General features: G+C 71.6%; 11 protein-coding genes and 1 pseudogene. 6 read left to right on the forward strand and 6 right to left on the reverse strand.

From position 1 onward, the window contains the following. Positions 1–189: 189 nt before the first annotated feature. Positions 190–1065: pseudogene (locus DRB89_RS01305) on the forward strand (glycoside hydrolase family 6 protein); the annotation flags it as partial. A 167-nt stretch (positions 1066–1232) separates the two neighbouring features. Here DRB89_RS01305 and DRB89_RS01310 read toward each other — a convergent pair. From DRB89_RS01310 to DRB89_RS01325, 4 genes are all read right to left on the reverse strand, one after another. Next, positions 1233–3275 carry a kelch motif-containing protein gene (locus tag DRB89_RS01310; protein WP_112450037.1) on the reverse strand — a complete coding sequence of 681 codons (2043 nt, stop codon included), beginning with the start codon at positions 3273–3275 and terminating at the stop codon, positions 1233–1235. 3 nt (positions 3276–3278) lie between these two features. Then, complete coding sequence (locus tag DRB89_RS01315) at positions 3279–5078, reverse strand: cellulose synthase catalytic subunit (RefSeq protein WP_239515967.1); 1800 nt, start codon at positions 5076–5078, stop codon at positions 3279–3281. Positions 5079–5333: 255 nt separating this feature from the next. Continuing rightward, positions 5334–5630, reverse strand: a complete 297-nt coding sequence (locus DRB89_RS01320; protein WP_112450035.1) for an MTH1187 family thiamine-binding protein — start codon at positions 5628–5630, stop codon at positions 5334–5336. Further along, positions 5627–5971 carry a DUF3817 domain-containing protein gene (locus DRB89_RS01325; protein WP_112450034.1) on the reverse strand — a complete coding sequence of 115 codons (345 nt, stop codon included), beginning with the start codon at positions 5969–5971 and terminating at the stop codon, positions 5627–5629. The genes DRB89_RS01320 and DRB89_RS01325 overlap by 4 nt, the downstream gene beginning before the upstream one ends. A 149-nt stretch (positions 5972–6120) precedes the next feature. Between DRB89_RS01325 and DRB89_RS01330 the strand changes: the two genes are divergently transcribed. From DRB89_RS01330 to DRB89_RS01350, 5 genes are all read left to right on the forward strand, one after another. Then, a complete protein-coding gene (locus tag DRB89_RS01330; RefSeq protein ID WP_112450033.1) occupies positions 6121–6759 on the forward strand; it encodes an AIM24 family protein in 639 nt (212 codons plus the stop codon). Continuing rightward, complete coding sequence (locus DRB89_RS01335) at positions 6759–7409, forward strand: AIM24 family protein (RefSeq protein ID WP_112450032.1); 651 nt, start codon at positions 6759–6761, stop codon at positions 7407–7409. Before DRB89_RS01330 ends, DRB89_RS01335 begins: the two co-directional genes overlap by 1 nt. An 11-nt stretch (positions 7410–7420) precedes the next feature. After that, positions 7421–8224 (forward strand): AIM24 family protein, encoded by an 804-nt coding sequence (locus DRB89_RS01340; protein ID WP_112450031.1) that lies wholly within the window; start codon positions 7421–7423, stop codon positions 8222–8224. 76 nt (positions 8225–8300) lie between these two features. Continuing rightward, positions 8301–8777, forward strand: coding sequence for a MarR family transcriptional regulator (locus tag DRB89_RS01345; RefSeq protein WP_112453636.1), 477 nt, complete (start codon positions 8301–8303; stop codon positions 8775–8777). A gap of 210 nt (positions 8778–8987) precedes the next feature. After that, a complete protein-coding gene (locus DRB89_RS01350) occupies positions 8988–9578 on the forward strand; it encodes a PepSY domain-containing protein (protein ID WP_112450030.1) in 591 nt (196 codons plus the stop codon). A gap of 191 nt (positions 9579–9769) precedes the next feature. Here the strand turns inward: DRB89_RS01350 and meaB are convergent, their stop codons facing one another. Further along, positions 9770–10765, reverse strand: coding sequence for a methylmalonyl Co-A mutase-associated GTPase MeaB (gene meaB, locus DRB89_RS01360; RefSeq protein WP_112450029.1), 996 nt, complete (start codon positions 10763–10765; stop codon positions 9770–9772). A gap of 99 nt (positions 10766–10864) precedes the next feature. Continuing rightward, positions 10865–12061, reverse strand: coding sequence for an acetyl-CoA C-acetyltransferase (locus DRB89_RS01365; protein ID WP_112450028.1), 1197 nt, complete (start codon positions 12059–12061; stop codon positions 10865–10867). Positions 12062–12161: the final 100 nt, after the last annotated feature.

Raw genomic sequence — 12161 nt, forward strand, 5'->3', positions numbered from 1 at the left:
GGGGAGACCAGCCGCCGCGGGCGCGGCCGTGGCGTTCAGCGCGCCGTCGAGCCGGTAGTTGACCCGGGTGGCGGCGGCGGCGGCCATGGCGCCGGAGGGGACGAGCGGGGCGACGGCGGGCAGGGCCCGGCCGGCCGGCGAGGGACCGCCCCCCCCGTCCGCCCCGCGGCCGTCGGCATCGTCGACGAGTCCCCGTTCTGGGTGGACCCCCAGAGCGACGCCGCCCGGCAGGTCGCCGCCTGGGAGGCGCAGGGCCGCAACAGCGACGCCCAGGTGCTGCGCCGGATCTCGGACCGGCCGATGGCCCTGTGGGGATCCGGGGACGATCCCGGCCCCGAGATCCGCCGGGCCCGCGCGAGCGCCCGCGCGGCCGGCCGCACCCTCGTCCTCACCGCGTACAACATCCCGTACCGCGACTGCGGCCTGCACTCGGCCGGCGGAGCCCGGGACGCCACCGCCTACCGCCGCTGGATCGGTGCCTTCGCCGACAACATCGCGGACACGAAGGCCCTGGTCATCCTGGAGCCGGACGCGGTCCCGCACATGGTCGACGGCTGCACCCCGGCCGGCCACCACGGCGAGCGCCTCCAACTGCTCTCCGAGGCCGTCGACCGGCTCAAGCGCAACAAGAACACCAAGGTCTACCTGGACGCCGGCAACCCGGACTGGATCCCTGACCCCGGGAAACTGGTCGGCCCCCTCTACAAGGCCGGGCTGGAGCGCGCCGACGGCTTCTCCCTCAACGTCTCCAACTTCCAGCCCAGCGCGGCCGGCCGGGAGTACGGCGCCGCGATCTCCGAGGCCGCCAAGGGGAAGCACTTCGTCATCGACACCAGCCGCAACGGCGAGGGCCCGCTGCGCGGCAGCCGGCAGGAGTCCTGGTGCAACCCGCCGGGCCGGGCGCTGGGCACGCCGCCGACCGACGTGACGGGCGACCCGCTCGTGGACGCGTACCTCTGGATCAAGCGGCCCGGAGAGTCCGACGGCCCGTGCCGCGGCGGCCCGCGGTCCGGCACCTGGTGGCCGGACTACGCCCTCGGCCTGGCCCGCCGCTCCACGGACTAAGTCGGCCTAGTGCTGTGGCCGGAAAGGTTTGCCGGGTCGCGGTGTTCGGTGCGGTGCATCGCAAGGCGGAGGACCACGCCTCGTACTGGACGTACCGGTGTGGTCCGACAACGCGGCGAGGTGCCGTGCCGGGCGCCGCGACCCGGTGAACCTTTCCGGTCACAGCACTAGCCTTGCGGGGAGCGTGGCGACCGGTCCCTCGGCGAGCCCATCCAGCCGTCCCCGGACTCCGGCTCCGCGGCGGGTGCGGGAGCCTCCCGCACCCGGACCCACTTGGCCACCGACGGGGTCCCGTCCGCGTCGGTCACGAAGAGCATGTACCAGCCGGGCGGAACCAGCGTCGGGTCCTTCGGCACGGTGACCGTCACCGCGCCCGCCGTCTTCGCCAGCCCGAGCTCGACCGACCGCTGCTCCACGTCCGTGGTGTGCGTGACGGCGCTCGGCCGCATCAGCCGGGCCCGCTCGATCCGCTCCGCCCCCGGCGCCTCGAAGGTGGCGGAGCCGCCGAGCCCGACCTCCTCGGGCCCCTTCCCCAGCACCGGCCGCAGCGCCGGGTCCCGGTGGAGGTAGGGCGGGGTGTACACCTCCAGCCGGTGTTCGAACCTGCCCAGCCTGGTGTTGTCCTTGTCCGCGAAGAGCGGGTCGGAGCCGAAGGTCGCCACCCGCCCGTCAGGCAGCAGCAGCGCCTCGGAGTGGTAGTTGCGGCCCACCGTCGGGTCGGCCGCGGGCACGAAGGTGTCGGTGCGCGGGTAGTAGAACTGCGCCTTGCGGATGTCGCTCGCGCCGCGGCCCCGGTAATCGGCGGAGCCCCCGGTGGTGAAGACGGAGTCGTCGGGCAGCAGCACGCTGTTGAGGTAGCGCACGCCGCGGGGCAGCCGGGCGGTCGAGCGGAAGACCGGGGTGTCCTGCTTGAGGTCCACGACCGCCGTCCGGGCCGTCGCCAGCCCGGACTCGCCGACCCCGCCGCCGCCGAGCACCATCACCTTCTGGTCCTGGGCCGGGGCCAGCAGCACGGACGAGGAGGTCTCCAGCTGGTCCGGGTCGGCCAGTCCGGCGACCTTGCGGAACACGTTCGTGCGCAGGTCCCACACCCCCGGCTCGCGGCCCTTGTCCTTGGGGCCGTAGCCCGCGTTGGACCCGGTGTAGAGCAGTTTGCCGCCCTGGGTGAGGAAGAGGGACGGGTAGGTCGGGAAGTAGCGGAAGGGCCCCTTGCTCCACTTCTTCGTCCGCGGGTCGTAGTACTCGTTGTCGCCCGGCACGACGTCGCCCACGTCGTTGAGCCCGGACACGGCGAGCACCCGCCCGTCCTCCAGCCCCACCAGCGTCGGGTACCAGCGGGCGTCCCTCATCGGGTCGACGGGGACGTACTTCTCCGCCACCGGGTCGAACTCGTAGGCGGACTTGATGCCCTGGAAGTCCTGCTTGTCGGCGCTGAGCCGCTCGGCGAGCCCGTAGACGTTGCGGGCGTCCCCGCCGGTGAGGCCCGCCACCGCGTACTGCGCGGCCTGGGTCGTCAGCCCCGCGGCGCCCTCCTCCACGGCCTCGACGAAGACCCTGGCCTCGGCGGCCACCACCTTCGTCTGCCACGGCATCATCCGCCCGCCGCTCCCGTAGGCGATCTCGAACCGCCGGGTGGCCTTGGGGACGGAGACCTCGAACTTCGAGACGTACTCCACGCCGGACGGGGACCGGAAGACGGTCCCCTTCGGCAGTCTCACCGCCTTGTCCGGGCTCTCGTTCTTGACCCGCATGCGGCCGCCCCCGCGGGTCACCTTCCCGCCCAGCACCTCGTAGCGCGCGGTCCCGCCCGCGACGAGCAGTTGTCCGTCGGGCAGCTGGCTGTGCCCGGAGCAGAAGAAGTCCTCCGGGGTCGGGATCTTCTTGAAGGTGTCGTCCGCCGGGTCCCACAGGACGGTGGAGAAGGTGCCCTTGTCGAAGTTCCTCTGGTCGTTGCCGGAGCCGGCGATCAGCAGCACCTTGCCGGTGCGCAGCAGCGCCGCGTGCATGGCGTTGATCTTGTACTCGTCGGGCAGCCCGACCAGTGCCCACGAGCCGTACTGCACGCGGTAGCTGGACTGTCCGATCTTGTACGAGTGGTACCTGCCCTCGGCGAAGGAGAGCGCCGCGGGGGCGTTGAGCGCGACCAGCAGGGCGACGGCGCCGGTGCCCAGGGCCGTCTTCCTGAACTGCTTCGAAGGGCGGTGGGCCATGGCTCAGTTCCCTCCCGTGCCCGTCGCGAACGCCGGCTCCGGCTCCCCGCCCGGCTCGGGCTCCCGGCCCGGCTCGGGCTCCCGGCCCGGCTCGGGCTCCCGGCCCCGCGCGGGCCCGGCCGCCCGGGCCCGCAGCACCGTCGCGGCCCACACCGCGGGCGGTGCGAGGGCGACGGCCAGCGCGAGGACCGCCCAGACGCGCATGGCCGCGTGCGTGTGGTCGTAGCGCACGGAGGCCGCGAGCGAGACGGCGAGCACGGCGGCCCACAGCAGGTGGAGGCGGAAGGCCGCCGGGCGGTCGGTGCTGGCGCCGCCGCCCTTGGGGGTGACGATGAAACGGCCCTCGGTGCGCAGCAGCGCCGAGCCGAGGGACTTGAGGTAGACGGGCGCGCAGACCGCGGACATCGCCATGCCGGCCAGCCCGCCGGATCCGGCGGGCTCGTGGGGCGAGACGTTGTGGCGGCGGTTCCACAGGTACAGGCCGACCTGGAGGGCGGCGGCGTCGGTGTAGAGCATCAGCCAGACCTCGGAGGAGACCTGGGTCCCGGAGGCGCCGAACCACAGGTAGAGGACGCAGCTGAGGATGCCGAGCAGCCAGTTGACGGCGGTCATCGGGTAGTAGACGAGCATCAGGGTGTAGTTGAGCCAGCGGCCCGGAGGCATCCGCAAGCAGCCGCGCCAGTACTGCCTCAGCAGGGTCTCGTACGTCCCCCTCGACCAGCGCAGCTGCTGCGTGAAGAAGTCGGTCCACGTGGTCGGCCCCTCCCCCACGGCGAGCACGTCGGGGGTGTAGACGGAGCGCCAGAACCGCCCGGTGGCGGGGTTGCGGCGGCGGTGCAGCTCGAAGCCGGTCGCCATGTCCTCGGTGAGGGAGTCGTAGAGCCCGCCGACCTGCTGCAGGGCCGCGATCCGCACGGCGTTGTTGGTGCCGACGAACATGGGGGCGCCGTAGCGGTTGCCCGCGCGCTGGATCAGGGCGTGGAAGAGGTACTGCTGGGACTCGGCCGCCTTGGTCACGGAGGCGGTGTAGTTGCCGTAGACCTGCGGGCCGACGACGAAGGCGGTGTCGGGGTCGCGGAAGAAGCCGAGCATCCGCTCCAGGTAGTTCGGGAGCGGTACGTGGTCGGTGTCGACGGAGGCGAGGAAGTCGTAGGCGTCGCCGTGCCGGGCCAGCCAGGAGTTGTAGTTGCCGTGCTTGGTCCTCGCCCGGTGCGCGCCCCGGGCGGTGTTCCACTCGGCGACGCCCTTGCGGGTGAAGTGGTGCACGCCGAGCTCCGCGCACAGCTCCTTGGCCCCGGCGTCGTCGCCCTCGTCGAGCAGCCAGACGTCGAGCGGTCCGTCGTGGCGGATCCCCACCGCGCCGCGCAAGGTGGCGGCCGCCATGGCGAGCGGCTCCTTGCCGGGCACGTAGGTGGTGAGGAAGGCGACGCGGGTGCCGGGTTCGGCGGGGACGGGGACCGGGTCCCGGGCGACCATCGTGGCGTGGGCGATCGAGACCACGTTGACCAGCGTGAAGAGCATGATCAGGGCGATGGATCCGAGCATCACGGCGTCGAGCCGGACGAGCCAGCGGTCACCGCCCTCGCGGACGGTCCAGTGGGACGGCCAGACGAGGTAGAGGAGCAGGCCGGCGGCGGCGAGCGGGGCGAGCGTCATGAGGACGACGGCCCGTATTCGGGTGCGGAGCTCTTCGCGCGAGAGCAGGGAGCGGTACTCCACCCGGTAGGCGGCCGTGGGATCCGGCTCCCCGTACGGGCCGGCGAGGAGGCTGTGGGTCTCGTAGTCGAAGGCGTCCGGCGGCACGGTCCCTCCAGTGCTCGAAACCGAGGCGATACCCCCACGTAAGGGGAGTTTCGCGAAGGTGTCGATCTGGATTCGGCCGAGCGGGCGGTTCCGTTTCGTGTCCTCCCGCACAGGGCCGTACGGGTGCCTCGGGCCCGTGTTGGCCCAGGTGTGGCCCCCGAGTGCGGTGATCTTCACCAGCGACCCGGAGGACATCGCCGCATATCTGGCCGTACCGAATCCGACCGATGTGCACGTCCAGGCAGTCTGAGCGCGTCAGCCGGCGGCGAGGTGCCGCTCGACCGTTTCGACCTTCGACGTGAGTCCGTCGGTGACGCCCGGGCGGATGTCGACCTTCATCACCACCGAGACGCGCGGTGCACGCGCCTCCACGGCCGCCACCGCGCGCTTCACCACGTCCATCACCTCGTCCCACTCGCCTTCGATGGTGGTGAACATGGCGTCCGTGCGGTTCGGCAGCCCGGACTCCCGTACGACGCGGACGGCGTCGGCGACGTACTCGCCGACCTCCTCGCCGACGCCCAGCGGGGTCACCGAGAACGCGATCATCATGCGCGGGCCGCCTCACGGGCACGGGCCGCGAGCACGCCCGCCGCCTCGTCGCGCTTGAGCAGCCGGTCGCCGTAGAGCCCGCCGAAGGGCACCAGCGCCAGCAGGAAGAACAGCACGACCTTCTTCAGGGGCCACTTCACCGTGATCCAGACATCCAGCAGGAGCACCGCGTAGATGACGAACAGGATCCCGTGGAGGATGCCGAGCGGCATCATCAGGTAGTCGATGTCCGAGATCCGGCTCAGCACCGACCCGAAGATCAGCAGCGCCGGGAACGACAGCGCCTCCGGTACGGAGATGAGGCGCAGCCGGTGCAGGGCGGAAGCGGTCTTGATGTCCACGGGGAGCCTTCGGGGTGGATGCCGGGGGTCCGTCCCAGTGTCTCAGCCGCCCCGGCCGATCTTGTGGCGGGGCCCGTTCCCGGTGGATCGGGACGGATATCGGCCAACGGGCCCTGTTCGGTCCCGCCCGCTGCGGATAACGTCTTCCCGTGGCTCAGTTCCGACTTCAAGGCAGCAAGGTGCTCGCCGTCGACCTGACCGGGGACGCCGTGAAAGCGAAAAACGGCTCCATGGTCGCGTACGACGGCCAGATGGCCTTCAAAAAGATGACAGGCGGCGGCGAAGGCCTCCGCGGCATGGTGACCCGGCGGCTCACCGGCGAGCAGATGACCGTGATGGAAGTGCAGGGTCACGGCACCTGCTTCTTCGCCGACCGGGCGAGCGAGATCAATCTGGTCGATCTGCAAGGCGACAAGCTGTACGTCGAGTCCAGCAACCTGCTGTGCACCGACTCCGGCCTGCGCACCGGCACGTCCTTCACCGGCCTGCGCGGTGCGACGACGGGCAACGGCCTGTTCACCACGACCGTCGAGGGCAGCGGGCAGGCGGCGATCGTGTCCGACGGCCCGGCGGTGGTGCTGCGCGTCAGCGCCCAGTACCCGCTCTCCGTCGACCCGGGGGCGTACATCGCGCACACCGGCAACCTCCAGCAGTCCTTCCAGTCCGGTGTGAACTTCCGCACGCTGATCGGCGAGGGCTCGGGCGAGTCCTTCCAGATCCGCTTCGAGGGCGAGGGCCTGGTGTACGTGCAGCCCAGCGAGCGCAACACCATCGGGGGCGACGTCTGATGCCGTTCCGCGAGATCAACTCGAAGATGGTCGAGGCCCAGGTCGTACCCGGGCAGAAGATGTACAGCCAGCGCGGCGCGATGCTCGCGTACCGCGGCGAGGTCTCCTTCACCCCGAGCCTGACCGGCGGCCAGGGCGGTGTGATGGGCATGATCGGGCGCCGCGTGGCGAACGAGCAGACCCCGCTGATGGAGGTCGAGGGCAGCGGCACCGTGATGTTCGGCCACGGCGGCCACCACATCCAGGTGATCAGCCTGACCGGCGAGACCCTGTACGTGGAGGCGGACCGGCTGCTCGCCTTCGACGGCACCCTGCAGCAGGGCACGATGTTCATGGGCTCGCAGGGCGGGGTCATGGGCATGGTGCGCGGCCAGGTGAGCGGGCAGGGCCTGTTCACCACCACCCTCAAGGGCCACGGCTCGGTGGCCGTGATGGCCCACGGCGGGGTCATCCAGCTGCCGATCACCCCGCAGCGGCCCGTCCACGTGGACCCGCAGGCCTACGTCGCCCACCACGGCGAGGTCCGCAACAAGCTGTCCACGGCGCTGGGGTGGCGCGACATGGTGGGGCGCGGCTCGGGCGAGGCGTTCCAGCTGGAGCTGTCCGGACAGGGCGCGGTGTACGTACAGGCCTCGGAGGAGAAACTGTGAACTTTGGCCCCGTGACCGCCGGGCCGGGAGCCCCGACGGTCTTCGACCCGTACACCCTGCCGTCCGACGACAACGTCAACGCCTACACCTTCTGCGTGGAGCTCAAGGGGAGCCAGTGGTTCCTGCAGAAGGGCAAGATGATCGCCTACTACGGGCGCATCGAGTTCAACGGCATCGGCCACGGCCGCTTCGACCGGCTGCTGCGCACCAGCTTCCACTCGCCGCTGCACGCGAGCGACTGGGTGGTCGCCGAGGGCCAGGGCAAGATGCTGCTCGCCGACCGGGCCTTCGACGTGAACTCGTACGACCTGGACAAGGGGAACCTGACCATCAGGTCGGGCAACCTGCTCGCCTACGAGCCCACGCTCGCGCTCAAGCAGTCGATCGTGCCGGGCTTCCTCACCCTGATCGGGACCGGGAAGTTCGTGGCGGCTTCGAACGGGCCGGTGGTGTTCATGGAGCCGCCGCTGCGCGTGGACCCGCAGGCGTTGGTGGGGTGGGCGGACTGCCCCTCCCCCTGCCACCACTACGACCACGGGTACATGGCGGGCGTGATCGGGGGCCTGCGCTCGCTGACGGGCATCGGGGGCTCCTCGGGCGAGGAGCACCAGTTCGAGTTCGTCGGGGCCGGGACCGTGCTGCTGCAGTCCTCGGAGATGCTGATGGCGGAGCAGGCGGTCGGGGCCGTGGGCGCCGGAGCGGCCACGGGCAACGCCCAGGGCGTCCCGGGGGCCGGCCAGGGTCCGCTCGGGCAGCTGGGCGTTCCGCGGATGCCGGGGCAGCTGGGTGATCTCCAGCGCCGCTTCGGCCTCTAGGGGCCCCTCCCGTGCCAGGCCGCTCGTAGCTTTGTACGCAATTCAACTTCTTAGGTAGAGTTCTTTCATGGAGACCATCGAGACCGAGACGGCCACGAGCTGGCTGAACGACGCCGAACAGTGCGCCTGGCGCACCCACCTGGACGTCAGCAGACTGCTGATGCACCAGCTGGAGAAGGATCTCCAGCCCTTCGGGCTCACCAACAACGACTACGAGATCCTCGTGAACCTCTCCGAGTCCGAGGACCACCGGATGCGGATGAGCGACCTCGCGACGTCGACCCTGCAGTCCAAGAGCAGGCTCTCCCACCAGATCACCCGCATGGAATCCGCGGGCCTGGTCCGGCGCATGAACTGCGAGTCCGACCGCCGGGGGCTCTACGCCGTCCTCACCCCCGAGGGCATGGAGATGATGCGCAAGGTCGCCCCGCACCACGTGGCGTCCGTGCGCCGGCACTTCATCGACCTGCTCCCGCCGGACGCCATCGCGGCCCTGCGCGCCGCGCTCGGCCCGGTCGCGGACCATCTGCGCGCGGGCCGCGGCAAGGCCTGACCGGGAGCCTGAACCAGGGGCCCGAACCCGGGGCCTGACCCGGGGCCCGAACCCGGGGCCTGACCCGGGGCCCGAACCCGGGCCCGGACGGGCCCGGACGGGCCCGGGGCGCGGTCCTCGGCCGGAGGCCGGAGAATGGGCGGTAACGCTCGCTCGCCGGCCGCCGCCGAGCAACCGTAAGCGCCATGGCCGGCCTGAGGAGGTCAAGCCATGAAGCGCACCCTGTACGTCTCGGCGGCCGCGGCCGCCGCGGTCCTGCTGGTGGCGGGGCCGGTGGCGGCCGCCGTCGCGTCCACCACCGGAGCTGGTGCCGTCTCCGTCTCCGCGCTCCTGCGCGCCGCGGTCGATGCCGACGGGGCCGCCACAGCGGCCCTCAAGAGCCATCCCGGAGTCATCGAGTCCCTCGACAAGGACGGCTCGGTCTGGCACGTGAACGTGATCGGCAAGGACGGCAGCAACACGGAGCTGCTCGTCGACGAACCCAGCGGCACGGTCACCGTCGAGAACACCGACCAGAACGATGACGACGGCGCCGAGGACGCCGCCCTGATCGCCGCGAAGTTCACCGCCCAGGAGGCCATGAAGGCCGCCCTCGCGGCCCACGCGGGCACCGTCTGGTCGGTGAGCTGGGACGACGACGACAACAACGGCAGCGGCACCGAGCGCTACTGGAACGTCGAGGTCAAGACCGCCTCCGGGACGCAGAACGTGCACGTGGACCCGACCTCGGGCAAGGCCACCGCGACCCAGTCCGACTCGGACGACAACAGCGACGAGAACGACAACGACGGGAACAACTGAGCCCCGCTGAGCCCCGCACACGGAAGCCGCACCCCGCGGACGGGGTGCGGCTTCCGTGTGTGGTCAGTCCTCACGGTCAGGCGTTGGGACGCTTTCCGTGGTTGGCCTTCTTCTTCTTGCGGGCTCGCTTCTTGTTGCCGCGCTTCGCCATGAAACCTCCCTGCGTCGGGGCATTCCGGGCGTTCGCCAGTCTATGACCGGCCCGCGGGCTCCGCATCCGGTTCCGCCGGTTCCGTCAGGGTCGCGAGCAGCGCGTCCGAGGCCGCGTACGGATCGAGCTCGCCCGCCGCGACCCGCGCCGCCAGGGCGTCGAGGTGGGCGTCGCCGCGCAGGTCCGCCAGCCGCGCCCGCAGAGCGGTGATCGTGATCGTCTCGACCTCGCGCGCCGCCCGGGCCGTGCGGCGCTCCGCCAGCACCCCGCGCTCGTCCATCCACGCCCGGTGCTTCTCCAGCGCCTCGACCAGCTCGTCGATGCCCGTGCCCCGGGCCGCGACCGTCTTCACGATCGGCGGCCGCCAGTCGCCCTTGCCCCGGGACTCCCCCAGGCTCAGCATGTGGTTCAGCTCCCGGGCGGTGGCGTCCGCGCCGTCCCGGTCGGCCTTGTTCACCACGTAGACGTCGCCGATCTCCAGGATGCCCGCCTTCGCGGCCTGGATCCCGTCGCCCATCCCGGGGGCCAGCATCACCACCGAGGTGTCGGCCTGCGCGGCGATCTCCACCTCCGACTGCCCGACCCCGACCGTTTCGACCAGGATCACCTCGCAGCCGGCCGCGTCCAGCACCCGGATCGCCTGCGGGGCGGCCCAGGCCAGGCCGCCCAGGTGCCCGCGGGTGGCCATGGAGCGGATGTACACCCCCGGGTCGGAGGCATGGTCGGACATCCGCACCCGGTCGCCGAGCAGCGCGCCCCCGCTGAACGGCGAGGACGGGTCGACGGCGAGCACGCCGACCCGCTTGCCGGCCTGCCGGTAGGCGGACACCAGCGCCGAGGTGGTCGTGGACTTGCCGACGCCCGGGGAGCCCGTGAGGCCCACCACGTACGCGTTGCCCGTGAGCGGCGCCAGCGCCGCCATCACCTCGCGCAGCTGCGGGGACGCCCCCTCGACCAGCGAGATCAGCCGGGCGACCGCTCGCGGCCTGCCCTCACGGGCCTGGGCCACCAGCTGGGGGACGTCCACCGCCGTCATACGTGCTGCGCTCCTTCGTTCTCGCGGGTCCCGCGGGTCCCGCGGGTCTCGTACGGGTACGGGTGCGGTCGGGCGGCCGGCCGTCCGGCCGCCCGTCCACTAGGGGACGCGGACGATCAGGGCGTCGCCCTGCCCGCCGCCGCCGCACAGCGCGGCCGCGCCGACCCCGCCGCCGCGGCGCTTGAGCTCCAGCGCCAGGTGCAGCACCACGCGGGCGCCGGACATGCCGATCGGGTGGCCCAGGGCGATGGCGCCGCCGTTGACGTTCACCTTTTCCGGGGTCACGCCGAGGTCCTTCATTGACTGCACGGCGACCGCCGCGAAGGCCTCGTTGATCTCGATCAGGTCCAGGTCCTCGACGCCCAGGCCCTCCTTCTTCAGGGCGTGCAGGATCGCGTTGGACGGCTGCGACTGGAGCGAGTTGTCCGGGCCGGCCACGTTGCCGTGGGCGCCGATCTCGGCGAGCCACTCCAGGCCCAGCTCCTCGGCCTTGGCCTTGCTCATCACGACCACGGCGGCCGCGCCGTCGCTGATCTGCGAGGAGGTGCCGGCGGTGATGGTGCCGTCCTTGGCGAAGGCCGGACGCAGCTTGCCGAGGGACTCCACCGTCGTCTCGGCACGGATGCCCTCGTCCTGCGAGAACACCACGGGCTCGCCCTTGCGCTGCGGGATCTCGACCGGGGTGATCTCGGCCTCGAAGACGCCGTTCTTCTGCGCGGCGGCGGCCCGCTGGTGGGAGGTGGCCGCGAACGCGTCCTGCGGGGCCCGCTCGATGCCCAGGCGGGTGTTGTGCGTCTCGGTGGACAGGCCCATCGGGATGTTCTCGAAGGCGTCGGTGAGGCCGTCGTAGGCCATCGCGTCGAGCATCTCGATGGCGCCGTACTTGAAGCCCTCGCGGGACTTCGGCAGCAGGTGCGGGGCGTTGGTCATGGACTCCTGGCCGCCCGCGACCACGATGTCGAACTCGCCGGCGCGGATGAGCTGGTCGGCCAGGGCGATGGCGTCGAGGCCCGACAGGCACACCTTGTTGATGGTGAGCGCGGGCACGTTCATCGGGATGCCGGCCTTGACGGCGGCCTGGCGGGCGGGGATCTGTCCCGCGCCGGCCTGGAGCACCTGGCCCATGATCACGTACTGGACCTGGTCGCCGGAGATCCCGGCCCGCTCCAGCGCGGACTTGATGGCGAAGCCGCCGAGGTCGGCGCCCGAGAAGGACTTCAGCGAGCCCAGCAGCCGTCCCATGGGCGTGCGGGCCCCGGCGACGATCACTGACGTGGTGTTGTTCGTTCCGGACATGGAGCACAGCCCCTTGAAGATGAGGAGTGAACGAGGGTTTACCCGAATGTACTGAGCGGTACCCGTGCCGTCATCGGCCCGTCAGTGTGATCGCGCGCAC

The organism is Streptomyces sp. ICC4, assembly GCF_003287915.1.
GTDB classification, from domain to species: domain Bacteria; phylum Actinomycetota; class Actinomycetes; order Streptomycetales; family Streptomycetaceae; genus Streptomyces; species Streptomyces tritrimontium.

What these genes read in the sequence shown, in the direction of transcription:
- DRB89_RS01350 (WP_112450030.1), top strand. Translation starts at nt 8,988, where the DNA reads ATGAAGCGCACCCTGTACGTCTCGGCGGCCGCGGCCGCCGCGGTCCTG.
- DRB89_RS01365 (WP_112450028.1), bottom strand. Translation starts at nt 12,061, where the DNA reads ATGTCCGGAACGAACAACACCACGTCAGTGATCGTCGCCGGGGCCCGC.
- DRB89_RS01335 (WP_112450032.1), top strand. Translation starts at nt 6,759, where the DNA reads ATGCCGTTCCGCGAGATCAACTCGAAGATGGTCGAGGCCCAGGTCGTA.
- DRB89_RS01310 (WP_112450037.1), bottom strand. Translation starts at nt 3,275, where the DNA reads ATGGCCCACCGCCCTTCGAAGCAGTTCAGGAAGACGGCCCTGGGCACC.
- DRB89_RS01320 (WP_112450035.1), bottom strand. Translation starts at nt 5,630, where the DNA reads ATGATGATCGCGTTCTCGGTGACCCCGCTGGGCGTCGGCGAGGAGGTC.
- meaB (WP_112450029.1), bottom strand. Translation starts at nt 10,765, where the DNA reads ATGACGGCGGTGGACGTCCCCCAGCTGGTGGCCCAGGCCCGTGAGGGC.